This is a genomic window from Nocardioides sp. (assembly GCF_035503875.1).
In the GTDB taxonomy this organism is placed as follows: Bacteria; Actinomycetota; Actinomycetes; order Propionibacteriales; family Nocardioidaceae; genus Nocardioides.
Window position 1 is genome coordinate 83,205 of record NZ_DATJTA010000104.1, and the last position, 20,748, is coordinate 103,952.

Annotated in this window: 25 protein-coding genes; 15 read left to right on the plus strand and 10 right to left on the minus strand. The window is 72.2% G+C overall.

Features of this window, described 5'->3' with window-relative positions:
• Positions 1-30: 30 nt before the first annotated feature.
• Genes VMF51_RS25170 through VMF51_RS25195 form a run of 6 tightly spaced genes read left to right on the plus strand, consistent with a single transcriptional unit; the run spans position 31 to position 5,470 of the window.
• On the plus strand, positions 31-1,191 hold the full coding sequence (locus tag VMF51_RS25170; protein WP_325477240.1) for an acyl-CoA dehydrogenase family protein: 1,161 nt from the start codon (positions 31-33) through the stop codon (positions 1,189-1,191).
• Positions 1,188-2,129 carry a bifunctional MaoC family dehydratase N-terminal/OB-fold nucleic acid binding domain-containing protein gene (locus VMF51_RS25175; RefSeq protein ID WP_325477241.1) on the plus strand — a complete coding sequence of 314 codons (942 nt, stop codon included), beginning with the start codon at positions 1,188-1,190 and terminating at the stop codon, positions 2,127-2,129. The genes VMF51_RS25170 and VMF51_RS25175 overlap by 4 nt, the downstream gene beginning before the upstream one ends.
• 10 nt (positions 2,130-2,139) lie before the next feature.
• Complete coding sequence (locus VMF51_RS25180) at positions 2,140-3,252, plus strand: acyl-CoA dehydrogenase family protein (protein ID WP_325477242.1); 1,113 nt, start codon at positions 2,140-2,142, stop codon at positions 3,250-3,252.
• A complete protein-coding gene (locus VMF51_RS25185) occupies positions 3,249-3,635 on the plus strand; it encodes a MaoC family dehydratase (RefSeq protein WP_325477243.1) in 387 nt (128 codons plus the stop codon). The genes VMF51_RS25180 and VMF51_RS25185 overlap by 4 nt, the downstream gene beginning before the upstream one ends.
• A complete protein-coding gene (locus tag VMF51_RS25190) occupies positions 3,632-4,801 on the plus strand; it encodes a lipid-transfer protein (protein WP_325477244.1) in 1,170 nt (389 codons plus the stop codon). Before VMF51_RS25185 ends, VMF51_RS25190 begins: the two co-directional genes overlap by 4 nt.
• Before the next feature lie 9 nt (positions 4,802-4,810).
• Positions 4,811-5,470 carry a hypothetical protein gene (locus tag VMF51_RS25195; RefSeq protein WP_325477245.1) on the plus strand — a complete coding sequence of 220 codons (660 nt, stop codon included), beginning with the start codon at positions 4,811-4,813 and terminating at the stop codon, positions 5,468-5,470.
• 66 nt (positions 5,471-5,536) lie between these two features.
• Here VMF51_RS25195 and VMF51_RS25200 read toward each other — a convergent pair whose 3' ends face one another.
• Positions 5,537-6,433 carry a hypothetical protein gene (locus VMF51_RS25200; RefSeq protein WP_325477246.1) on the minus strand — a complete coding sequence of 299 codons (897 nt, stop codon included), beginning with the start codon at positions 6,431-6,433 and terminating at the stop codon, positions 5,537-5,539.
• 134 nt (positions 6,434-6,567) lie between these two features.
• On the opposite strand from VMF51_RS25200, the gene VMF51_RS25205 reads away from it, so the two are divergent.
• The 4 genes from VMF51_RS25205 to VMF51_RS25220 all read left to right on the plus strand — a co-directional run bounded on the left by VMF51_RS25205 (position 6,568) and on the right by VMF51_RS25220 (position 11,102).
• Positions 6,568-7,698 carry an aminopeptidase P family protein gene (locus VMF51_RS25205; RefSeq protein ID WP_325477247.1) on the plus strand — a complete coding sequence of 377 codons (1,131 nt, stop codon included), beginning with the start codon at positions 6,568-6,570 and terminating at the stop codon, positions 7,696-7,698.
• A gap of 123 nt (positions 7,699-7,821) precedes the next feature.
• Positions 7,822-9,303, plus strand: coding sequence for an APC family permease (locus VMF51_RS25210; protein ID WP_325477248.1), 1,482 nt, complete (start codon positions 7,822-7,824; stop codon positions 9,301-9,303).
• The gene (locus VMF51_RS25215; protein ID WP_325477249.1) at positions 9,300-9,749 is read left to right on the plus strand and encodes a hypothetical protein; all 450 of its coding nucleotides are present in this window, start codon (positions 9,300-9,302) and stop codon (positions 9,747-9,749) included. The genes VMF51_RS25210 and VMF51_RS25215 overlap by 4 nt, the downstream gene beginning before the upstream one ends.
• A 3-nt stretch (positions 9,750-9,752) precedes the next feature.
• Positions 9,753-11,102, plus strand: coding sequence for a dipeptidase (locus VMF51_RS25220; protein ID WP_325477250.1), 1,350 nt, complete (start codon positions 9,753-9,755; stop codon positions 11,100-11,102).
• Positions 11,103-11,107: 5 nt separating this feature from the next.
• Here VMF51_RS25220 and VMF51_RS25225 read toward each other — a convergent pair whose 3' ends face one another.
• On the minus strand, positions 11,108-12,445 hold the full coding sequence (locus VMF51_RS25225) for a threonine/serine ThrE exporter family protein (RefSeq protein ID WP_325477251.1): 1,338 nt from the start codon (positions 12,443-12,445) through the stop codon (positions 11,108-11,110).
• A 140-nt stretch (positions 12,446-12,585) separates the two neighbouring features.
• Between VMF51_RS25225 and VMF51_RS25230 the strand changes: the two genes are divergently transcribed.
• Entirely contained in the window at positions 12,586-13,077 is a 492-nt protein-coding gene (locus tag VMF51_RS25230; RefSeq protein WP_325477252.1) for a nuclear transport factor 2 family protein, read from the plus strand.
• Positions 13,074-13,901, plus strand: a complete 828-nt coding sequence (locus VMF51_RS25235; protein ID WP_325477253.1) for an SDR family NAD(P)-dependent oxidoreductase — start codon at positions 13,074-13,076, stop codon at positions 13,899-13,901. Before VMF51_RS25230 ends, VMF51_RS25235 begins: the two co-directional genes overlap by 4 nt.
• 14 nt (positions 13,902-13,915) lie before the next feature.
• Here VMF51_RS25235 and VMF51_RS25240 read toward each other — a convergent pair whose 3' ends face one another.
• Positions 13,916-14,506, minus strand: a complete 591-nt coding sequence (locus VMF51_RS25240; protein ID WP_325477254.1) for a dihydrofolate reductase family protein — start codon at positions 14,504-14,506, stop codon at positions 13,916-13,918.
• A 66-nt stretch (positions 14,507-14,572) separates the two neighbouring features.
• Between VMF51_RS25240 and VMF51_RS25245 the strand changes: the two genes are divergently transcribed.
• Positions 14,573-15,400 (plus strand): helix-turn-helix transcriptional regulator, encoded by an 828-nt coding sequence (locus VMF51_RS25245; RefSeq protein WP_325477255.1) that lies wholly within the window; start codon positions 14,573-14,575, stop codon positions 15,398-15,400.
• A gap of 9 nt (positions 15,401-15,409) precedes the next feature.
• Here VMF51_RS25245 and VMF51_RS25250 read toward each other — a convergent pair whose 3' ends face one another.
• From VMF51_RS25250 to VMF51_RS25280, 7 genes are all read right to left on the minus strand, one after another.
• A complete protein-coding gene (locus tag VMF51_RS25250; protein ID WP_325477256.1) occupies positions 15,410-15,925 on the minus strand; it encodes an SRPBCC domain-containing protein in 516 nt (171 codons plus the stop codon).
• Positions 15,922-16,284: a metalloregulator ArsR/SmtB family transcription factor gene (locus tag VMF51_RS25255; protein WP_325477257.1), complete on the minus strand. Its 363-nt coding sequence runs from the start codon at positions 16,282-16,284 to the stop codon at positions 15,922-15,924. The genes VMF51_RS25250 and VMF51_RS25255 overlap by 4 nt, the downstream gene beginning before the upstream one ends.
• Before the next feature lie 223 nt (positions 16,285-16,507).
• On the minus strand, positions 16,508-16,909 hold the full coding sequence (locus VMF51_RS25260) for a hypothetical protein (protein WP_325477258.1): 402 nt from the start codon (positions 16,907-16,909) through the stop codon (positions 16,508-16,510).
• Positions 16,906-17,493: a nucleotidyltransferase domain-containing protein gene (locus tag VMF51_RS25265; protein ID WP_325477259.1), complete on the minus strand. Its 588-nt coding sequence runs from the start codon at positions 17,491-17,493 to the stop codon at positions 16,906-16,908. Before VMF51_RS25265 ends, VMF51_RS25260 begins: the two co-directional genes overlap by 4 nt.
• Positions 17,494-17,565: 72 nt before the next feature.
• A complete protein-coding gene (locus tag VMF51_RS25270; RefSeq protein ID WP_325477260.1) occupies positions 17,566-18,009 on the minus strand; it encodes an SRPBCC domain-containing protein in 444 nt (147 codons plus the stop codon).
• Positions 18,010-18,013: 4 nt separating this feature from the next.
• On the minus strand, positions 18,014-18,373 hold the full coding sequence (locus VMF51_RS25275) for a metalloregulator ArsR/SmtB family transcription factor (protein ID WP_325477261.1): 360 nt from the start codon (positions 18,371-18,373) through the stop codon (positions 18,014-18,016).
• Complete coding sequence (locus VMF51_RS25280; protein WP_325477262.1) at positions 18,370-18,837, minus strand: SRPBCC domain-containing protein; 468 nt, start codon at positions 18,835-18,837, stop codon at positions 18,370-18,372. Before VMF51_RS25280 ends, VMF51_RS25275 begins: the two co-directional genes overlap by 4 nt.
• A gap of 168 nt (positions 18,838-19,005) precedes the next feature.
• On the opposite strand from VMF51_RS25280, the gene VMF51_RS25285 reads away from it, so the two are divergent.
• Together VMF51_RS25285 and VMF51_RS25290 are read left to right on the plus strand one after the other, a co-directional pair.
• A complete protein-coding gene (locus VMF51_RS25285) occupies positions 19,006-19,590 on the plus strand; it encodes a carboxymuconolactone decarboxylase family protein (RefSeq protein WP_325477263.1) in 585 nt (194 codons plus the stop codon).
• A gap of 2 nt (positions 19,591-19,592) precedes the next feature.
• Positions 19,593-20,474, plus strand: coding sequence for an RNA polymerase sigma-70 factor (locus VMF51_RS25290; RefSeq protein ID WP_325477264.1), 882 nt, complete (start codon positions 19,593-19,595; stop codon positions 20,472-20,474).
• Positions 20,475-20,748: the final 274 nt, after the last annotated feature.

The following is a 20,748-nucleotide window of genomic DNA, read 5'->3' on the forward strand; positions in this document are numbered from 1 at the left end:
CGCCGACCACCGAGCATCCAGAGGAGCCCCATGGACCTGCGGGAGACACCGGCCCAGCAGCAGCTGCGCAAGGAGCTGCGGACCTACTTCGCCGGGCTGCTCCCCGAGGACGAGCGTCGCGAGGTCGGTGAGGCGGGCGCCGGCGGCGACCGCTTCCGCGAGGTCGTCAAGATGCTCGGCCGCGACGGCTGGCTCGGCGTCGGCTGGCCCACGGAGTACGGCGGCCAGGGCCGCTCCATCGAGGAGCAGTACGTCTTCTTCGACGAGGTCCAGCGCGCCGGCCTGCCGTTCCCGTTCGTCACCGTCAACACCGTCGGCCCGACGCTGATGGAGTACGGCACCGAGGAGCAGAAGCAGGCCTACCTGCCGGGGATCCTGGCCGGCGACATCATCTTCGCCATCGGCTACACCGAGCCCGAGGCCGGTACCGACCTGGCCTCGCTGCGCACCCGGGCCGTCCGCGACGGCGACGACTTCGTGGTCGACGGCGCCAAGATCTTCACCACCGGCGGCAACACGGCCGACTACGTCTGGCTGGCCGCGCGCACCGACCCCGACGCCCCGAAGCACCAGGGCATCTCCATCCTGATCGTGCCGTGCGACGACCCGGGCTTCACCTGGAGCCCGATCCACGCCGTCGGCGGCATGACCGTCACGGCGACGTACTACTCGGACATCCGGGTGCCCGCCGGCAACGTCGTCGGCGAGGTCGACGGCGGCTGGCGGCTGCTGACCGCCCAGCTCAACCACGAGCGGGTCGGCCTGGCGGCGCTCGGCGGCCGGATGACCCAGTTGTGGGAGCACACCCTGGCCTGGGCCAAGGAGACCGGCGTCATCGAGCAGCCGTGGGTGCAGCAGGAGCTGGCCCGCAGCTACGCGAAGCTCGAGGCGATGCGGCTGATGAACTGGAAGATGACCGCCGCGGTCGCCGACGGCACCCTCACCGGCGCCACCGCCGGCGCGGCCAAGACGTACGGCACCGAGACGCACATCGACGTCCAGCGCAGCCTGAGCCAGGTGCTCGGCGCCGCCGGCCGGATCCGCGCGGGCTCCGCCGGCGCCGTCCTCGCCGGCCAGGTGGAGCAGCTCTCGCGCCAGGGCATCGTCAACACCTTCGGCGGCGGCGTGAACGACGTCCTGCGCGACATGGTCGCGACCCAGGGCCTCGGCCTGCCGCGGGCCAAGCGATGAGCGCGGACTTCGAGGAGCGGCTGGCCGCTTTCGTCGGCCGGGTGCTGGTCGAGCGGCGACCGGCGGCGGACCCGGTCAACCAGCCGATGATCCGGCACTGGGCCGAGGCGATGGGCGACGACCGCGCCGTCTACGTCTCCGACGACGCCGCCCGCGCCACCGGCCGTCCCGGCGTCGTGGCGCCCGCGACCATGGTCCAGGCCTGGACCATGCGCGGGTACGCCGCCTCCGTCGCGCCGGCCGCGGAGCCGAGCGCCTTCGACGAGCTGGTCGCGCTGCTGGCCGAGGGCGGCTACAGCTCGGTCGTCGCGACCGACTCCGACCTGGAGTTCGTGCGCGAGCTGGTGCCGGGCGACCTGGTCAGCGTCGAGGAGGTCGTCGAGTCGATCTCTCCCGACAAGACCACCGGGCTCGGCGTCGGCCGGTTCGTGACCACGCTGAAGACCTACCGCGACGCCGACGGCGAGGTGGTCGCCACTCAGCGCTGGCGCACGCTGCGCTTCCGGCCGAAGCCCGCTCCCGAGGAGCCGAAGGCGCTCCGGCCGCGCCCCGCGGTCAACCTCGACAACGCCTTCTGGTTCGAGGCCGCCCGCGAGCACCGGCTGGTCGTCCAGCGCTGCGCCGGGTGCGGCACGCTGCGCCACCCGCCCGGCCCGTGCTGCCCGGAGTGCCAGTCCTTCGAGTGGGACACCGTCGAGGCCTCCGGCCGCGGCACCCTCTACTCGTACGTCGTCGCGCACCACCCCCGGCACCCCGCCTTCGACTTCCCACTGCTGATCGCCCTGGTCGAGCTGGAGGAGGGCACCCGGCTGATCACCAACCTGACCGGGATCGCTCCCGAGGATGTCGTCATCGGCATGCCGCTCGAAGTGAGCTGGCACGACGCCGACGCCGAGCTGACCCTGCCGCTCTTCCGCCCCGTCACCGACCCCGCCTGAGGAGCCTCCCGTGGACTTCAACCTGGACGAGGACCAGCTCGCCGTCGCCGAGCTCGCCCGCACCATCCTCGACGACCGGGCCACCACCGACCGCGTGCGCGCCGTCGAGGCGACCCCCTCCCGCGTGGACGACGACCTCTGGCACGAGCTCGGCAAGGCCGGCCTGCTCGGCCTCGCGCTCCCGGAGGCCGACGGCGGTGCCGGGCTCGGCCTGGCCGCGCTCGCCGTCGTCCTCGAGGAGCAGGGCCGCCACGTCGCCCCGGTCCCGCTGTGGTCGCACGCCGTCGCCGCGCGCGCCGTCGCCGGCCACGGCGACGACGCCCTGCGCGCCGAGCTCCTCCCGGGCGCCGCCGACGGCAGCACCCGGCTCACCCTCGCCCTCGAGGAGTACGACGCCCGCCCGCCCGCGCGGCCCACGTGCCGGGCCGACCGCGACGGGGACGGCTGGCGGCTGAGCGGCGTCAAGGCGGCCGTGCCGTCGTACGCCGGCGCCGACCACGTGCTCGTCTCCGCGACCGGACCCGACGGTCCCGCCCTGTTCGTGCTGCCCCGCGAGGGCGCCGGCACGACGTGGCGGGCCAGCGTCACCAGCAGCCACGACATCGCGGGGGAGCTCGTCCTGGACGGCGCCGCCGCGCGCTTCGTCGGCGGCACGGACGCGCTGGCCGACACCCTGCGCGCCGCGGCGGTGGCGCTGGCCGCGCTGCAGGTCGGCGTCGCCGAGGGGGCGCTGCGCCTCGCGGCGTCGTACACCTCCGGGCGCGAGCAGTTCGGGCGGCCGCTGGCGACCTTCCAGTCGCTGCAGCACCAGCTCGCCGACTGCTGGATCGACATCGACGCCATGCGGGTGACCCTGTGGCAGGCCGTCCAGGCGGTCGACGGCGACGGGAGCGGCATCGGCCTCGACCGCGCCGTCCAGGTCGCGTCATGGTGGCGGGTCCAGGCCGGGCTCGACGTCGTGCACCGCGTCCAGCACGTGCACGGCGGCATCGGCGTCGACGTCGACTATCCCGTGCACCGGCACTTCCTCTGGGGCCGCCAGCTCGCGGGCACCCTGGGCTCCCCGGCGTCCGTGCTCGCCGACCTCGGCGCCCGGCTCGCCGTCGAGGAGGTCGTCTCGTGAAGGTGGGCGACCAGCTGCCGCCGCTGGAGATCCCGCTGACCCGCACGATGATCGTCGCCTCGGCGATCGCCTCGCGCGACTACCAGGACGTGCACCACGACCCGGACCTCGCCGTCGACCGGGGCTCGAAGGACATCTTCATGAACATCCTCACCACCAACGGGCTCGTCGACCGCTACGTCACCTCGTGGGCCGGTCCCGCCGCCGTCGTCAAGCGGGTGCGGATCCGGCTCGGCGCGCCGAACTACCCGGGCGACACGATGACGCTGACCGGCACGGTCGCGGCGGTCGAGGGCGACCGGGTGTCGGTCGACGTACGCGGCGACAACGCCCTCGGCACCCACGTCAGCGGCAGCGTCGAGGTCGAGGTGGGGGCGCGATGAGCCTCTCCGGAGCGAGCGCGATCGTCGGGATCGGCGCCACCGAGTTCTCCAAGGCCTCGGGCCGCAGCGAGCTGCAGCTCGCCTGCGAGGCGGTCTCGGCCGCGATCGCCGACGCCGGTCTGCGTCCCTCGGACGTCGACGGGATGGTCACCTTCACCGCCGAGTCGAGCAGCGAGAACCACGTCGCGCGCAACGTCGGCATCGGCGACCTCTCCTTCTTCTCCCGGGTCCCGCACGGCGGCGGCGCCGCGTGCGGCACCGTCGCGCACGCGGCGGCGGCGATCGCCTCCGGCCTCGCCGAGGTCGTCGTGTGCTGGCGGGCGTTCAACGAGCGCTCCGGCGAGCGGTACGGCCTGGGGCAGGCCGACCGGCCGATGGACATCAGCGCCGACCGGGCGGCGTACTCCTGGATGACGCCGTACGGCCTCTCCACGCCGGCGCAGTGGGTCGCGATGTTCGCCCGCCGCTACATGCACGAGTACGGCGCCACCTCCGAGGACTTCGGCCGCGTCGCGGTGATCGACCGGGCGCACGCGGCGACCAACCCGCAGGCCTGGTTCCACGGCCGACCGATCACGCTGGCCGAGCACCAGGAGTCGCGCTGGATCGCGGAGCCGCTGCACCTGCTGGACTGCTGCCAGGAGACCGACGGCGGGCAGGCGCTCGTGGTGGTCTCCGCCGAGCGGGCGCGCGACCTGCCACAGAAGCCGGCGTACGTCGTGGGCGCGGCGCAGGGCTCGGGCCGGGACCAGCACATGATGACGTCGTACTACCGCCCCTCCATCTCGGGCCTCCCGGAGATGGGCGTCGTCGGCCGCCAGCTGTGGGGGCAGAGCGGGCTGTCGCCGCAGGACGTGCAGGCGCTGGTGCTCTACGACCACTTCACGCCGTTCGTGCTGCCGCAGCTGGAGGAGCTCGGCTTCTGCGCCCGCGGCGAGGCGCGTCACTTCATCGCCGACGGCCACCTCGACCCGGGCGGTCCGATGCCGCTCAACACCCATGGCGGCCAGCTCGGCGAGGCGTACCTGCACGGCATGAACGGCATCGCCGAGGCGGTCCGGCTGGTGCGCGGCACCTCGGTCAACCAGCCGCACGAGGTCGGCAACGTGGTGGTGACCGCCGGCACCGGCGTACCCACGAGCGGCCTGGTGCTCGGGTCTCGGTAGCCTGCGGCGGTGAGCGTCCCCGCACCACCCGCCGTCCGGTACGCCGTCCCCGGCCTCGTGTGCGCCCTCGACGTCGCCGCGAAGGCCATCCTGCTGCTGCTCCTGCTGACGGTCGTGATCTCGCCCGAGGCCGCCAACCTGGAGGACAAGGGAGCGACGGCCCGCGCCATCGGCTACCCGCTGCTGGCGTTCACGGTCCCGACGGTGTGGTTCTTCCGGTGGCGGGACCGGGCGTCGTTCCCGTGGCTGGCCGACCTGCTCGTGACCATCACCTGCTTCTCGGACACGCTCGGCAACCGGCTCGATCTGTACGACACCATCCGCTCGTTCGACGACTGGATGCACTTCATCAACACCGGACTGCTGACCGCCGCCTTCCTCCTGCTCACCCTCCACCACGGCGCGACCCTGGGCGCCGTCGTCGAGCGCTCCCTGGCCTTCGGCGTCACCGCCGCCCTCGCCTGGGAGCTCGCCGAGTACGTCGCCTTCCTGAGCACCTCCGGCGCCGTCGACCGGTACGCCGACACCCTCGGCGACCTGACCCTCGGTGCCCTGGGCTCGGTGGTCGCCGGCCTGGTCGTGCACCGCGCCTGGCAGAGCGGCCACCTCCGCTCCGCCGCCCCCCAGATCGACTCCCGCCCACCCACCCTCGCGCCGAGTCGGCAGTAGTTCCCCGCCGAGTCGGCAGAACTTGCGCGCCGAGTCGGCAGAACTTGCCGTCAGCTCTGACGTGAACTACTGCCTACTCGGCGGTGGGGGCGGGCGGAGGACCGCCTCGAGGTCGGCGATGACGGCGTCCACGTCCCGGGTCCAGGTGTCGACGGGTTCCGGTCCGGTGAGCTGCTCCATCCGCGCACTCGCCGCGCGTACGGCGTCCCGCAGCGACCGCGCCCGCTGACCGTCGGCCTCGGTCGGGGCCGACGACTCGAGCACCGTCAGCCGGTCCTCCGCGGCCGCGACCCGCTCCCGGCTCACCGACCAGCCGCCGGCCAGCTGCTCGCGGGAACCGCTCTGCCGCAGGCCGGGCAGCAGCTCCCGGGCGAGCCACGCGAGCTCGCCCTCCGCCTCGTCCACCTCCTGCCGCCACGCGCGCCGACGTCCTGCTCGCAGCACCAACAGGACGGCCACGACGGCGCCGACGACCAGGACGCCGAGGAGCCACCACACCCAGACCGGTACGCCGTCGTCCTCGAGCTCCCCGTCGGCCGCATCGACCGACGGGTCGTCGGACTCCTCGGTGGCCTCGGGTGTCGGTGCGGTGGTCGCGGGCTCCGGCTCCCGGGTCGTCGGCTCGGCGGTCGTCGGCTCCGAGGTCGGCCCGGCCGGCTCGGTCGTCGGTTCCGCCGGGCTCGAGGTCGGGTCCGGGGAGCGCGTGGGGGTCGGGAGGTCGGGACTCGGCAGCGTCGGGGTCGGCAGGTCGGGAGAACGTGTCGGCGTCGGCAGGTCGGGACTCGGCAGCGTCGGCGTGGGCAGGTCCAGCGATCGTGTCGGCGTGGGCAGCGTCGCGGTGGGGGTCCGCGTGGGCGTGGGCAGGACGCCCTCGCCGTCCTCGCCGCCGCACGACACGACGAGGAGGAGACCCAGGACGCCCACGGCGCGACCCGCGACCCTGACGACACCGACCTGACCCATGGGCTCACCTCTCGTCCGGCACGACCGACGGCGACGAGGATCCTGGGTACGCCGTACTCCCGGCCTCACCCCAAGCGGGTGACTCGCCCGTTCAGGGTGAGGGCGGCCGGACCTGGTCTTCCTAACGTGGCCCGATGACCAGTACCGAGCCCGTCGCACCCATCACGACCGACGACTACGCGGCGCGGATGCGCCGGGTCGTGGCCGACGCGAGCGCCGCGGGTCTCGGCGGGCTGCTGATCACGCCCGGACCCGACCTCGTGTGGCTCACGGGCTACCAGCCCACGGCCATCACCGAGCGGATGACGATGCTGGTGCTCGTCCCCGACCAGGAGCCCACGCTGCTGGTGCCGACGCTGGAGCGGCCCGACGCCGAGGGCGCCGTGGGGGCGCCGGCCCTGTCGATCGTCGACTGGCCGGACGGGGCCGACCCGTTCGCGCGGGCCGCCACCCTCATCCCCGGTACGGCGACGCTGGGCATCGCCGACTCCGCCTGGGCGCTGCACCTGCTCGGCCTCCAGGACGCGCTGCCCCAGACCTCCTACCGCTCCCTGACCACGAGCCTGCCGATGCTCCGCGCGGTCAAGGACGCCCAGGAGCTCGCCCGACTCGCGGCCGCCGGCGCCGCCGCGGACGCGACGTACGAGCAGATTCTCGGCGTGCGGTTCGCCGGGCGGCGGGAGACCGAGGTCGCCGCCGACCTGGCGCGACTGCTGCGCGAGTTCGGGCACGAGCAGGTCGACTTCACGGTGGTCGGCTCCGGCCCCAACGGCGCGAACCCGCACCACGAGGCGGGCGAACGCACCATCGAGGTCGGTGACGCCGTGGTCCTCGACTTCGGCGGCCTGATGCACGGCTACGGCTCGGACACCAGCCGGACGGTGTGCGTGGGCGAGCCCACGGCCGAGATCCGCGAGGTGCACGAGATCGTGCGTCTGGCCCAGCAGGCCGGTGTCGACGCTGTCCGGCCGGGCATCGCCTGCCAGGAGGTCGACCGCGCGGCCCGACGGCTGATCACCGAGGCCGGGTACGGCGAGCAGTTCATCCACCGCACCGGCCACGGGATCGGGACGACCACCCACGAGCCGCCGTACATGATCGAGGGCGAGGAGCAGCCGCTCGTGCCGGGGATGTGCTTCTCCGTCGAGCCGGGCATCTACCTCGCCGGGCGGTTCGGGGTCCGGATCGAGGACATCGTGACCGTCACCGAGGACGGCGGCCGGCGGCTCAACAACACCGGCCGCGAGCTACGCGTCGTCGAGTAGGTCGCCGTACCCCAATCACCCGACACGGGTGACCCCGCGGGGTCGCGCAGATTCCTACGCTCGCCGCACCAGCGACAGCCAGGAGGCGCACATGCCCGGGGACGTGACCTTGCGAGCAATGCCATGAGTACGGCGGACCTGCCGGCCGCCGGGTCGGGTTCCTCCGCCGTGTCCTCGGCGCGGGCCCGCGCCTCGACGACCCAGTGGATCTCCTGGATCGCCCTGGCGATGATGACGACGAGCTCGGTCGCCAGCCTCCGGGCCGCGCCGACGATGGCCGTCTACGGCCTGGCCTGCGTCTTCCTCTACCTGCTCCCGGCGCTGGTCTTCCTGCTGCCGACGTCGCTGGTCTCCGCCGAGCTGGCGTCGGGCTGGGAGGGCGGCATCTACAAGTGGGTCTCGGAGGGCATCTCGAAGCCGATGGGCTTCCTGGCCGTGTGGTGCCAGTTCGCCATGACGATCTTCTACTATCCGAGCCTCCTCGGATTCGTGGCGAGCACCCTGGCCTACGTGTTCAACCCCGAGCTCGCGACCAGCGGGGTGTGGACCGCCGCGGTCATCATCGTCGTCTACTGGTCGGGTGTCTGGGTGTCCTCGCGCGGCACCAAGGGCGTGGCCGGACTGGCCAGCGGCGGGCTGATCATCGGGACCCTGGTCCCCGGCGTCGTCCTCGTCCTGCTCGGCATCGTCTTCCTCGGGCAGGGCAACGAGTCCGCGGCCCCGATGAGCGCCGACAACCTGCTGCCCGCCTGGGCCGGGCTCTCCAGCCTGGTGCTGATCGTGAACAACTTCCTGTCCTACTCGGGCATGGAGATGAACGCGGTCCACGTGTCGTCGCTGAAGAACCCCGGCAAGGAGTTCCCGAAGTCGATGTTCCTGGCCATGGGGATGGTGCTCGCGATCTTCATCCTGCCGGCGCTCGCGATCAGCTGGATCGTGCCGGCCGAGAAGCTCTCCCTCACCGCCGGCGTGATGCAGGCCTTCGACGCCGTGTTCGCCAACTTCGGCTGGCAGTGGCTGACCCCGATCGTCGGGATCATGCTGGTCACCGCCTCCCTCGGCGGGATGCTGACCTGGCTCGCCGGCCCCTCCAAGGGCCTGCTGCTGATCTCCCGGCAGGAGGGCTACCTGCCGCCGTTCCTGCAGCGCCTCAACAAGAACGGCGTCCAGCAGAACATCCTGGTCGTGCAGGGCGTCCTCACCACCGTGATCGGCTTGGCGTACGCGCTGATCCCGGACGTGTCCAGCGCCTACTGGATCTTCTCGGTGATCACCACGCAGGTGTACCTGATCATGTACCTGCTCATGTTCGTGGCCGCGGTCCAGCTGCGCCGCAAGCATCCGAACCACGAGCGGGGCTACCGGGCACCGATGCTGGTGGGCATGTGCGGCGTCGGCTTCGCGGCGTCGCTGGCGGCCCTGCTCGTCGGGTTCATCCCGCCGTCGCAGTTCGCCTCCGGCAGCTCGGGCGTCTACTTCCTGATCGTCGGCGGCGGCGCCCTCGGCCTCGGCCTGCTGGTGCCCTTCCTCTTCTACCGGTTCCGCAAGCCGTCCTGGCGCCAGCCCGACGCCGGGTCCGACACGGAGGGGGTGACCGCGTCATGAGTACGCCGGCCGAGAGCCAGTCCTCGCGGGAGCGGACGTGGATCTACGTGACGTCCTGCGTGATCCTCGGCGTGCTGGCCCTGATCGCCGTCATCGCGTTCAGCTCCGCCCGGGAGTCCGCGAGGGCGGGGGAGAAGGCCGACGAGCTGATCGCCGCGCTGCAGGACGCGGGCGCCGCCCGCACCCCGGACCGGGACCAGATCATCCGTGTCCTCGGCGACGACGGCGGTGCGACCTGCGAGAACCCGAACGACGCCCTGAGCCGGGCCACGCTGCTGGCGCAGCTGGCGAACGGGGCCACCGGCCCCGGGTCCCGGCCGGTCATCGTGGACAGCCGGGTCGTCCGGGGGCAGCTGCTGATCATCCAGATCTACTGCCCCGACGAGCTCGAGGACTTCCAGGAGTTCGCCGACGACCTGAAGACCGACGACGTGGCGGGCGACTGATCCATGGACGAGCTGAGGCGCCGCGTCGCCGACCTGATGCCCGTGGTCAAGGACGAGCTCACCGAGCTCGTCGCCCTGCGCTCGGTGGCCGACGCGCGCCAGTACCCCGCCGAGGAGTGCGAGCGCGCCGCGCAGTGGGTGCTGGAGAAGTTCGCCGACCTCGGCTTCGCCGACGCCCGGCTGGAGGAGACGGCCGACGGCAGCATGGCCGTCGTCGGGTCGCGGCCCTGCGGCCGGGCCGGGGCGCCCACCGTGCTGCTCTACGCCCACTACGACGTCCAGCCGCCCCTCGACGACCAGGCCTGGCGCACCCCGCCGTTCGAACTGACCGAGGTCGGCGGACGCTGGTACGGCCGGGGCACCGCCGACTGCAAGGGCAACATCGTCATGCACCTCGCCGCGCTGCGGGCGCTCGGGGACCGGATCGGCGTGGACCTGAAGCTGGTGGTCGAGGGCTCCGAGGAGCAGGGAACCGGCGGCCTCGAGGCCTTCGTCCCCGAGAACGCCGACCTGCTCCGCGCCGACGCGATCCTCGTCTGCGACACCGGGAACGCGGCCGTCGGCCACCCGGCCGCCACGGTCAGCCTGCGCGGCATGGTCAACGTCGTGGTGACCGTGGCATCGAGCGCCACGGAGGTCCACTCGGGGATGTTCGGCGGCGCCGCTCCCGACGCCCTGGCCGCGCTGGTGGCCATGCTCGCCTCGCTGCGCGACGCGGCCGGGAACACCACGATCACGGGGCTCGACAACACCGCCGAGTGGTCCGGGGCGCCGTACCCGCCCGAGCAGTTCGCGCAGGACGCCGGCGTCCTCGACGGTGTGTCCCTGCTGGGGGACGGCAGCGTGTCGGACATGCTCTGGGCGCGGCCGGCCCTGACCATCCTCGGCATCGACTGCCCGCCCGTGGTCGGGTCGGCCGCGGCCATCGTCCCGAAGGCGGCGGCGCGGCTGAACCTGCGCATCCCGCCCGGGCTGTCGCCGCAGGACGCGGAGGCCGCCCTGGTCGCGCACCTGCGCGCCGCGGCACCGTGGGGCGTGCACGTCGACATCGAGATCGAGGCGACCGGGTCTCCGTTCGAGGCGTCGACCGACGGGCCGGCGTACCAGGCGATGGCGGCGGCGATGGAGGAGTCGTACGGACGGCCCATGGCGTCCCTCGGGCAGGGCGGCTCGATCCCGCTCTGCAACGTGTTCGAGGAGACCTACCCCGGCGCGGAGATCATCCTGATGGGCGTCGAGGAGCCGCAGGCCCTGATCCACGCGCCCAATGAGAGCGTCGATCCCGGCGAGATCGAGGCGATGGCGCTGACCGAGGCCCTCTTCCTGGAGCGGTACGCCGACCTGCGCGGCTGAGGTCGCTACGCGTCCTCGGCGCCGTGCCGCCGGAAGGGACCGATCATGCGCGGCCCGGAGAGCCGGAACTCCAGCCGGTGCGTCTCGCGCTTGAGCGGCCGGGCCAGGTACTGGCCCAGGATCACGCCGGCCGCGAGCGCGAGCGCCGTGGCCAGCGCCGAGGCGAGCTGCAGGACGCCGTCCTTCCCCTCCGCGAGCAGAGCCAGGCCGCGGTAGATCTCGATCCCGGGCAGCAGCGGCACGATCGCGGGGACGACGACCACGAGCGGTGGCACCCGGAACCGGCCCGCCACCAGGTAGCAGACCGCGCCGATCGTGACCGCGGCCGCGGCCGAGCCCCAGGTGCGTCCGGCGTCCGAGGCGTCCACCGCGAGCAGCACCCCCTGCCCGAGCGCCGCCACCAGCCCGACCGCGACGAGCGAGCGCAGCGGGGCGTACGACGCGAACGCGAACGACGCCGCGGCGAGCGAGGCGCCGGCCACGGTGACTCCTGCCTCGGACAGGCCGGCCGCTCCGGGCTTGAACGTGGTCAGCCCGATCCCCGCGAGGTCGCCGACGGTGAGTCCCGCCCCGACCCCGACGATGATCCCCGTGGTGTCCAGGGTCGCGTCGATGAGCCGGGCGCTGGCCGTGACCGGGAAGCCGTTCAGCGCGTCCTGGGTGGCGCCCATGATGCCCACGCCCGCGAGGAGCATCACGATGCCGGTCGTGACGACGCGCGAGGGGTTCACGTCGAGCGGCGCCGCCGCGGCCGTCACCGCGATGATCGTGGCGACGAAGCCGCCCGCCGCCTGCTGGTAGAACGCCGGGATCCGGGACCGCGGCAGGAGCAGCTGGGTCGCGTCGATCGCGCAGGCCGCCACGAACGCGAGCACGCACACGACCGGGGTGCCACCGAGGGTCAGGGCCACCCCGGTGCCCATCAGGCCCCAGCCGAGGGTGACCGCCCAGCGGCGCCGCTGGTGGCCGGTCGACACGATGCGGGCGACCTGGTTCCGCGCCTCGGTGCGGCTGAGCTCGCCGGCGACGAGGCGGTTCACGGTGTCGTCCACCTCGACCAGGTCGGCGTAGTCGACCGCCCGGTGGGTCACGCGGCGGATCTGGATGGCGGCGGGCTCGTCCAGGGTGGGCTGGTGGCGTACGGCCAGGTCGACGAAGGTGACGTCCGCGACCACGTGGGTCACCCCGCAGGCGCGGGTCACGGCCAGCATGGTGGCGGTGACGTCGGCCGCCCCGGCCCCGGACGACAGCAGGATCTCGCCGATCCGCAGCGCCAGGTCGAGCGTCTCGTAGACCTCGCGCCGCTCGCTCCTGCCCAGGTCGTCGGTCACCACCTCGCTCATGGTCGAGAACGACCTACCCCGCGGGACCCCCCGGATCGGGTGAGGCTGGAACCGGTACCGCTGACCGGGAGATAACCGGAGACGCCGGCCACCCGGTGCTTGTCTACGGGCAGCACCGCCCGCGACCGAGAGGACTGCCCGTGCCGACCCTGGAGGAACGGATCGCGCGTCTCGAGGCGATCGAGGAGATCAAGGCGCTCAAGCATCGCTACCTGCGGGCCTGCGACGCCAAGCGGCCCGACGAGTTCCGCGACTGCTTCGTCGCCGAGGGCGCGACCATCGACTACGGCCCGCAGGTGGGCAGGTTCGAGGATGCCGACGGGATCGCCGAGGTCTTCGCGAGGATCGCCCTGCTGCGCGTGGACGACCGCATCGTCATCCTGGACATGCACCACGCCGTGCATCCCGAGATCTCGCTGCTGAGCGGGACCGAGGCGACGGGGTCGTGGACGCTGCGCTTCCGCCAGGTCAACCTCGTGGACCGGACCGAGCGGGTCAGCGCCATCGAGTACGCCGACCGGTACGTCGTCGAGGACGGTGCGTGGCGCATCGCCAACTGCGTGGTGACCGTGCTGTGGACGCTCGCGAAGCCGCTCCCCGAGGGGTTCGCGATCACGGAGTCGTTCTCGTGACCGCGGGCCGCGTCGCCCTCGTCACGGGCGGCAGCAAGGGCGTCGGCCAGGGCATCGCCGTCGGGCTGGCCGAGGCCGGGTGGACGGTCCATGTCTCCGGCCGCGACAGCGACCGGCTGCAGACCACCGTCGACCGGATCCATGCCGCCGGCGGGACCGGTCGGGCGCACCGCTGCGAGCACACCGACGACGCCGACGTACGGCGCCTCGTGTCGGAGGTGCACGCCGACGCGGGCCGCATCGACCTGCTCGTCAACAACGCCTGGGCGGGCCCGCGGATGAACCACGTGACCCCGGAGCGGTTCTGGGAGCGCCCGCTGTCCGACTGGGACTCGCTGATCGGGGTCGGGCTGCGCGCGCACTACGTGGCGACCCACGCCGCCGCGCCGCTGATGATCGAGCAGGGCGGGGGACTGATGGTCAACATCTCCTCGGTCGGCACCCGCGCGTACCTGCACTCCACGCTCTACGGGATCTCCAAGGCGGGCCTGGACAAACTCACCCATGACGCCGCTCTCGAGCTGCGGAGGTACGGCGTCACGGTGCTGTCGCTGTGGCCCGGCCTGGTGCGCACCGAGCAACTGCTGGCCAGCGGGGTCGAGGACATCGCCGGGGTCCCGGTCACCGACGCCGAGACGCCGGAGCTGCAGGGGCGCGTGCTGGCCGCGATCGCCGCGGATCCGGCGATCCACGAGCGCACCGGCAGCGTGCTGATCACGGCCGAGGCCGCCGTCGAGTACGGCGTCACCGAGCCCGACGGCGGCACCCCGGTCTCGCCGCGCGTGATGTTCGGCGGCGGTCCGGTCTTCCCGCCCCTGCGCTGAACAGAGCCCGGCGCTCAGCCCGGCGGGAGCACGTCGTAGCTCAGCACGACCGTCCCGCGGCTCGTCGTACCCGACGCGGTGAGGGCGAGCCGGCGCGGAGCCGGCAGCCCGCGGAAGAGCCGCTTGCCCGTGCCGAGGAGCAGCGGGTGCACGAAGAGCCGCAGCTCGTCGACCAGGTCGCTGCGGAGGAGCTCCTCCACGAGCACGCCGCTGCCCAGGACCGCGATGTCGCCGTCTCCGCCCGCCTTCAGGTCGACGACCGCCGACCTCAGCTCTCCGTCGATCAACTGCGCGCCGGACCAGTCGAGCTCGCGCCGGGTGCGGCTGGCGACGTACTTGGGGGTGGTGTTCAGCCACCGCGCCATCGGGTCGTCGTCGGGCTGGTGCGGCCAGAAGGCGGCCATCTTCTCGTACGTCCGACGCCCGAAGAGGTACGCCGTCGTGCGGTTCTGCCCGTGGGTGGCGACCGCCTCGTGGATCGCGTCGGCGTACGGCGCACCCCAGCCGCCGTGGGCGAAGCCGCCGTCGGTGTCCTCATCGGGCGAGCCCAGGCCCTGCATGACACCGTCGACGGTGAGGAACTCGATCACGACCAGTCTGCGCATGCCTCAGATGGTGGGGGACGCGACGATCCGATGGCTTGAAGGAAATTGATCCGCGACACTGGCGGGGTGGACGAGGCACACCGCATCGAGATCGTGCGGCACCGCGCCTCGCCGGCTCTCGACGGGGTGATCGCCGGCATGGTCGGGATGTCCGAGCGGGCGCCCGCTCCGGTCCGCCGTCGCCAGCCCGCGGGCACGGTGGTGCCGCTGGTGCTGTCCTTCGGCGAGCCCCTCGCGGTCGACGCGCTCGGTGACGGCGTGGGCGCCGGTCGCGAGTACCGCTCCTTCGCCGCGGGGCTGTCTACGGGCCGCGCCGACACCCGGTTCAGCCGCGGACAGGACTGCGTGCAGGTCTACCTGACCCCGCTCGGGGTCCGGCGGGTCCTGGGGGTCCCGGGGCGGGAGGTGGCCCGGTCCGTCGTCCACGCCGGCGACGTGGTCGGGGAGCTGGGCGATGCGCTGAGCGACCGGCTCGGCGAGGCGATCTCCTGGACGGAGCGGTTCGGGATCGTCGAGGACCTGCTGCTCCGGCGCGCGGCCGAGGAGGCTGCTCCGCCGTCGTGGCTGAGCTGGATGTGGGACCGGATCCAGCGGAGCGGTGGTCGGACCAGGATCGCGGACCTGGTGGCGGCCACGGGCTGGAGCCACGGCCACGTGGTGCGGACCTTCCGTGAGGAGGTCGGCCTCACGCCCAAGGAGATCGCCGGCGTGGTGCGCTTCGAGCGGGCCGTGGCGGATCTGGGCGTCGTGCCCCAGGCCGAGCTCGCGGCGCGCCACGGGTACGCCGACCAGAGCCACCTCATCCGGGAGGTCAGGCGCTACGCGGGGGAGACCCCGCGCGAGCTCGCCGCGGCGCGCCGACCGACGCCCGCGACCGCCCTGCGCGGGTCGTAGCCGGGTCGGTCAGACCTCGTCGTCCGCGAGCAGCCGGTCGAGCTCGGCGTACCCCTCGTTGACGCCGACCTCCATGCCGCTGGCCAGCCACTGGTCGCGGGCCTCGAAGGAGTCGCACAGCGAGACGGCGTGCAGCCGGGTGCGGCCGTCGCCGAGGTCCTCGAACGTCATCGTCTCCAGGGAGACCGAGTCCGGCATGCCCTCCCAGGTGAAGGTCTGGACGATGCGGTCCTCGCGGACGGTGTGGAAGCAGCCGCGGAAGGAGCCCTCGAAGTCGTCGTGCCGGGCGGTGTAGCGCCACGAGCCGCCGTCGCGGGCGTCCCACTCGGTGATCTCGTTCCGGAGCTCCTTCGGCCCCATCCAGCGGGCGAAGACGTCGCGGTCGGTGTGGGCACGGAAGAGCTGCTTCGGCGTAGCCCGGAAGTCGCGCCGGATGTGGATGGCCGGCACCGACGCGTCGGCCTCGATCGCCGCCTCGTCGTAGCGCTCGGTGGCGGTGGGGTTCTGCTCGCTCGTGGTGGTCATGATGCGGTCCCTTCTCGGGTGGTGGGGAGGTCGTTGCCCTCGTCGTCCAGGTCGGCCAGCACGGCGTCGAGCCGGCTGAACCGCTCCTCGGCCTGCAGCCGGTAGCGCTCGATCCACTTCGTCATCAGGTCGAACACCTCCGCCTCCAGGTGGACCGGCCGGCGCTGCGCGTCCTTGCTGCGGCTGACCAGGCCGGCATCCTCCAGCACCTTCACGTGCTTGGAGATGGCCTGGAAGCTCACGTCGTACGGCTCGGCGAGCGCCCCGACGGTCGCGTCGCCCACAGCGAGGCGAGCGACGAGGTCGCGGCGGGTCGGATCGGCGAGCGCGGCGAAGACGCGGGAGAGCTGGTCGGTCATCGGGTTCCTATTCAACTTCTGGGTTGAATAGAACGTACGCCTGCTGGCGTGCGTTGTCAACCAGTGAGTTGAATACGATCAGCCTCCCGCGGAGTCGTCCGCGCCCACTGTCCGCGATCGGCGGGAGCAGGAGATCGCCCCCCGATCGAGGTCGCGCTGCGCGAGGCCGAGCGGGCCGAGTGGGCGACTCACGACGCGCGCAAGGGGAGTGGCCAGCGCGCCGTCAGTGGCCGGGGCGCACGATGCGTCTCGCCAGGTCGACGAGCGCCTGTGCGCGGCGGACGAGGGGTTCGGCCCTCCGGAGGGTGACGAGTGTCGTGCCGTACTCGACGTCGCCCTTCGCGGTGATCAGCTCGCGAAGGGCCTTCTCGGCAGATGCCGCCTCGGGACGTGACCCGAGGGCGGTCCGCAGCTCGCCGGAAGACCTGGCGTGGTCCTTCGCCTTGCTGGTCGAGCCGGTCAGCATGGTGACGATCGCGTCCTTGGCGCTGATGCCCGCATGGATCGCGTCGCCGGCGGCGGGGGTTGCGCGCTCCATCTCGAGGTTGTCCTCGGCGGACGCCAGGTACTCCTCGGCCTTCTGGGGGTAGCGCCTGGCGTAGTTCAGGCTCTCGGCTGCCGTCATGATGCTTTCCGGCGGCTCGGACGAGGCATGGCGCCGACCAGGGCGATGCCGTCGCGGAGTATCTCCGCGACGACAGGCTCGCGATCCTCGGGGGAGCGAGCGAAGTGGTCGCGGGTCAGGTGCAGGACGTCGCAGTCGTTGCCGAGTCGCTCGCGTACTTGCTGTTGAAGGTGTGCGCGCCCTTCCCACTCGTCCGGGGCGACCGCCGCGAGGTCGACGTCACTGTCGGCCCGTGCCTCGCCTCGAGCGACGGATCCGAAGACGATCACGGTCTCGGCGCCCGATGCTGCATCACGTACGACGTGGGTCAGCATCTCGAGCGGACTGGCGAGCAAGCGCAGGGGGGCGATGGTCTGGTGGGTCTCGTTGATGCGGTGTGCCCTGGCCCGCCCGATGGTCTCGGCCGCGATCACGCCGATCTGCTCCAGGTCCCGGAGTGCCTGCTGCACCGCGCCGAGGCTGTGACCCTCGACCAAGGCATGAATTCCCCGCCCGGTGAGAGGAGTGCCGGTTCGGAGCAGTGTCGCGAGAACCGCCCCGCGCGCTCCCGGCATCAACCCGCCGAACGGTTCCCCGAAGTTCATATGATCAGAATAGCGGTCATATGAACATCCAGATAGTCATCGGTAGACGGAGATGGCGGGTGCCGCGGGGGCCTAGTGCCAGTCGCTGATCAGCACGTCGTGCGGGGCCGGGGCGCCGGTGCCGGTCTCCATGAGCGCCTTGAGGCTCAGCAGGTACGACGCCCACTTGGTGCTGCAGTGGTGCATGAACTCCCCGGGCTCGGCCCAGCCCTCGTGGGCGAACAGCACGATGGTGTAGCCGTCGACCTGGGAGAGGTCGAAGGTCACCTGGGTGCCGAGCCACTCCGGTGGGCCGTCCGTGACCTGCCAGTGGACCCGCTGGGCGGGCTCCAGATCGATCACCTCCATGTCGAACCCGCCGGCAGCGAACCGGAACTCGAGCGTGCCGCCGACGCCGGGGTCGCCGGCCGTCTGCTCGGTCCACCAGCCGGCGAGGCCGTCGATGGCGGTGAGTGCTGGGTAGACCTTCTCGGGTGACGCCTTCTCGACGCCGATGCGGTGCAGGATGTCGACCATCTGACTACCTCTCTCTGTCCTGGGCTTCGTCGTCCTGGGTGCGTTGGATCGTCTCGGCGATCCGCTTGATCCGGTGGAGTCGGGCGTCCCAGGCCGCCCCGACCGCGGAGAGCTGGGCGATCGCCCGCGCGAACTGCTCGTCGTCCACGTGGTACCTCTTCTCGCGCCCGGACGGTGTCGCGTGCACCAGCCCGACCCGGTCGAGTACGCCGAGGTGCTTCGAGACCGCCTGGCGGGTGACCGGCAGCTGCTCGCTCAAGCTGGTGGCGGTGCCCGCTCCGCCGCTGAGCAGCAGGTCGAGCATCCGTCGTCGGGTCGGGTCGCCGACCGCGGACCAGAGATCGTCGTCGACTACGACGGTCACGGCGTGCCCACCAGACGTTCGGCATACGCGCCGAGGCGCGGGACGTAGAAGTTCCAGCCGTCGACGTGCTCGCGGTAGGTCTCCTCGAGGACCGCCGCCTCCCAGCCGCGCTCGCGGAACCCGGTCTCGGTCATCCGCAGCGACGTGCCGGTGGCGGAGGGTGCCAGGTCGAAGGTCACGAGCAGGGAGTTGCCGGGCGCGGCCTCGTCGCCGGCGGCGTGTGTCCAGCGGAAGGCGAATCGTCGAGGCGGGTCCGACTCCACCACCGTCATGAGCTGGACGTGGGCGCGCGGGTCGGTCTCGTCGCCCCAGATCAGCTCGCCGGTCGCGCCGGGGGCCGACGAGGAGAGGGTGGTCTCGTCGGGCCACCACTCCTTCAGGTGCTCCGGTCGGCTGACCACCTCGAACACCACCTCGGGGGAGGCCTGGATGTGGACCTCGCGCTCGATGCTTGCGTACTCCATGCCCGCTTCCCTTCGTGCAACGTTTGGTTGCCTATCACCGTAGGTCGTCACGTGCGGATACGCAACCATCGGTTGCAATTGAGATGTCTCGGTGAGGATGGCCGTCCTTGTCACACTTCGGCTCTCGCCGGCGTCTTGATGTCGTACCGACCACCACAGGAGGACGACATGACCGGAGCGACCCGCATCCCCGCCGCCGAGATCACCGGTGTGAAGGGCTCGGTGATCAAGCGCTTCGCCAGGAAGACGTTGGGTCAGGTGCCCACCTCGATCGGCGTCTACTGGCACCACCCGAAGGTGCTGATGGACATGGCCGCCGTCGGCGGCAAGGTCAAGAAGTGGGACGCCTGCGACGAGCAGCTGAAGTCGTTCGCACACATGGCCGTCGCCTCGCGCGTCGGCTGCACCTGGTGCCTGGACTTCAACTACTTCGAGGCGCACAACAAGAACCTCGACATGACCAAGGCGCGGGAGATCCCGCGCTGGCGCGACTCCGACACGTTCACCCCGCTGGAGCGCGAGGTGCTCGCGTACGCCGAGGCGATGACCGAGACCGAACCGGCCGTGACCGACGAGATGGTCGCCTCGCTCCGGACCCGGCTCGGCGACGCCGGCGTGATCGAGCTGACCGCGGTGGTCGCGTTCGCGAACTTCACCACCCGCTCGAACGTCGCCCTCGGCATCGAGTCCGACGGCTTCGCCGCCGCGTGCGGCCTGAAGCCGCTCGCCCCGCGCGCCGCCGTAGGGTCGTGACCGTGACCCAGGACCCGTTCGTCACGAACCGTGGGCTGCTCTTCACCGTCGCCTACGAGATGCTCGGCTCGGCCGTCGACGCCGAGGACGTCGTCCAGGAGACCTGGATCCGCTGGGACGCCATCGGCCCGTCGGCCCGGTCCGAGGTCGTCGACCCACGGGCGTTCCTGGTCCGGATGGTCACCCGCAAGGCGCTCGACCGACTGCGGGCGAACTCGCGCCGTCGCGAGGAGTACGTCGGCGAGTGGCTCCCCGAGCCGCTGCTGACCGCTCCGGACGTCGCCGAGGACATCGAGCTGGCGGAGAGCGTGTCCTTCGCGATGCTCACGGTTCTCGAGACCCTCACGCCGACCGAGCGGGCGGTCTTCATCCTGCGCGAGGTGTTCGACCTGCCGTACGGCGAGATCGCGGAAGCCGTCGACAAGTCCGTGGCCGCCGTACGACAGATCGCCCACCGTGCCCGCGAGCACGTCGCGGCCCGCCGCCCCCGCCAGGAGGTGAGCCGCACGGAGCAGCAGGAGGTCGTCGAGCGGTTCCTCGCCGCGGTGAGCGGGGGAGACCTCCAAGGGTTGCTGCACGCCCTCGCGCCCGACGTCGTACTCGTGGCCGACGGGGGAGGCATCGCCCAGGCGGTCATCCACCCCATCGTCGGCGCGAAGAAGGTGGCGAACCTGCTCCGCACCTTCCCGAAGTTCGGAGGCGGCGCCACGATCGTGCCGACAACCCTCAACGGAGCCCCCGGCGCCATGATCGTCGGCCTGGAGGACGGCCACGACACCGCGATCACGTTCCTCGTGGGTGACCGCGGCATCACCCGGATCTACGCCGTCCGCAACCCGACGAAACTCACCGGGGTCGACGTGGAGGCGACGCTTCGTCGGTAGGCCGCGCGGGCAACGCGACACCCCCTGTGTGGCATGGGGGGTCTGCCGCGAGGCGCCCCACTGACGCTGGTTGAGCGTGAGGCGCCCGGCGACCACACGCTGGTTGAGGTGCGAGGGGCACTCGGCGGCCCACACGCTGGTTGAGGTGTGAGGCGCCCCAGCGCCGAGCCTCGAAACCCGGCGACCCGACAAGCAGCCGGAGCCACCCGCTGGCCCCTCAAACGCCTATCCACAGATACCAACGACCACCCCCGAATCGAACACCAGTTCGAGT

What these genes read in the sequence shown, in the direction of transcription:
- VMF51_RS25190 (WP_325477244.1), top strand. Translation starts at nt 3,632, where the DNA reads ATGAGCCTCTCCGGAGCGAGCGCGATCGTCGGGATCGGCGCCACCGAG.
- VMF51_RS25200 (WP_325477246.1), bottom strand. Translation starts at nt 6,433, where the DNA reads ATGGGTCAGGTCGGTGTCGTCAGGGTCGCGGGTCGCGCCGTGGGCGTC.
- VMF51_RS25270 (WP_325477260.1), bottom strand. Translation starts at nt 18,009, where the DNA reads ATGGTCGACATCCTGCACCGCATCGGCGTCGAGAAGGCGTCACCCGAG.
- VMF51_RS25285 (WP_325477263.1), top strand. Translation starts at nt 19,006, where the DNA reads ATGACCGGAGCGACCCGCATCCCCGCCGCCGAGATCACCGGTGTGAAG.
- VMF51_RS25280 (WP_325477262.1), bottom strand. Translation starts at nt 18,837, where the DNA reads ATGGAGTACGCAAGCATCGAGCGCGAGGTCCACATCCAGGCCTCCCCC.
- VMF51_RS25225 (WP_325477251.1), bottom strand. Translation starts at nt 12,445, where the DNA reads ATGAGCGAGGTGGTGACCGACGACCTGGGCAGGAGCGAGCGGCGCGAG.
- VMF51_RS25215 (WP_325477249.1), top strand. Translation starts at nt 9,300, where the DNA reads ATGAGTACGCCGGCCGAGAGCCAGTCCTCGCGGGAGCGGACGTGGATC.
- VMF51_RS25220 (WP_325477250.1), top strand. Translation starts at nt 9,753, where the DNA reads ATGGACGAGCTGAGGCGCCGCGTCGCCGACCTGATGCCCGTGGTCAAG.
- VMF51_RS25255 (WP_325477257.1), bottom strand. Translation starts at nt 16,284, where the DNA reads ATGACCGACCAGCTCTCCCGCGTCTTCGCCGCGCTCGCCGATCCGACC.
- VMF51_RS25175 (WP_325477241.1), top strand. Translation starts at nt 1,188, where the DNA reads ATGAGCGCGGACTTCGAGGAGCGGCTGGCCGCTTTCGTCGGCCGGGTG.
- VMF51_RS25210 (WP_325477248.1), top strand. Translation starts at nt 7,822, where the DNA reads ATGAGTACGGCGGACCTGCCGGCCGCCGGGTCGGGTTCCTCCGCCGTG.
- VMF51_RS25240 (WP_325477254.1), bottom strand. Translation starts at nt 14,506, where the DNA reads ATGCGCAGACTGGTCGTGATCGAGTTCCTCACCGTCGACGGTGTCATG.
- VMF51_RS25170 (WP_325477240.1), top strand. Translation starts at nt 31, where the DNA reads ATGGACCTGCGGGAGACACCGGCCCAGCAGCAGCTGCGCAAGGAGCTG.
- VMF51_RS25260 (WP_325477258.1), bottom strand. Translation starts at nt 16,909, where the DNA reads ATGACGGCAGCCGAGAGCCTGAACTACGCCAGGCGCTACCCCCAGAAG.
- VMF51_RS25265 (WP_325477259.1), bottom strand. Translation starts at nt 17,493, where the DNA reads ATGAACTTCGGGGAACCGTTCGGCGGGTTGATGCCGGGAGCGCGCGGG.
- VMF51_RS25205 (WP_325477247.1), top strand. Translation starts at nt 6,568, where the DNA reads ATGACCAGTACCGAGCCCGTCGCACCCATCACGACCGACGACTACGCG.
- VMF51_RS25250 (WP_325477256.1), bottom strand. Translation starts at nt 15,925, where the DNA reads ATGACCACCACGAGCGAGCAGAACCCCACCGCCACCGAGCGCTACGAC.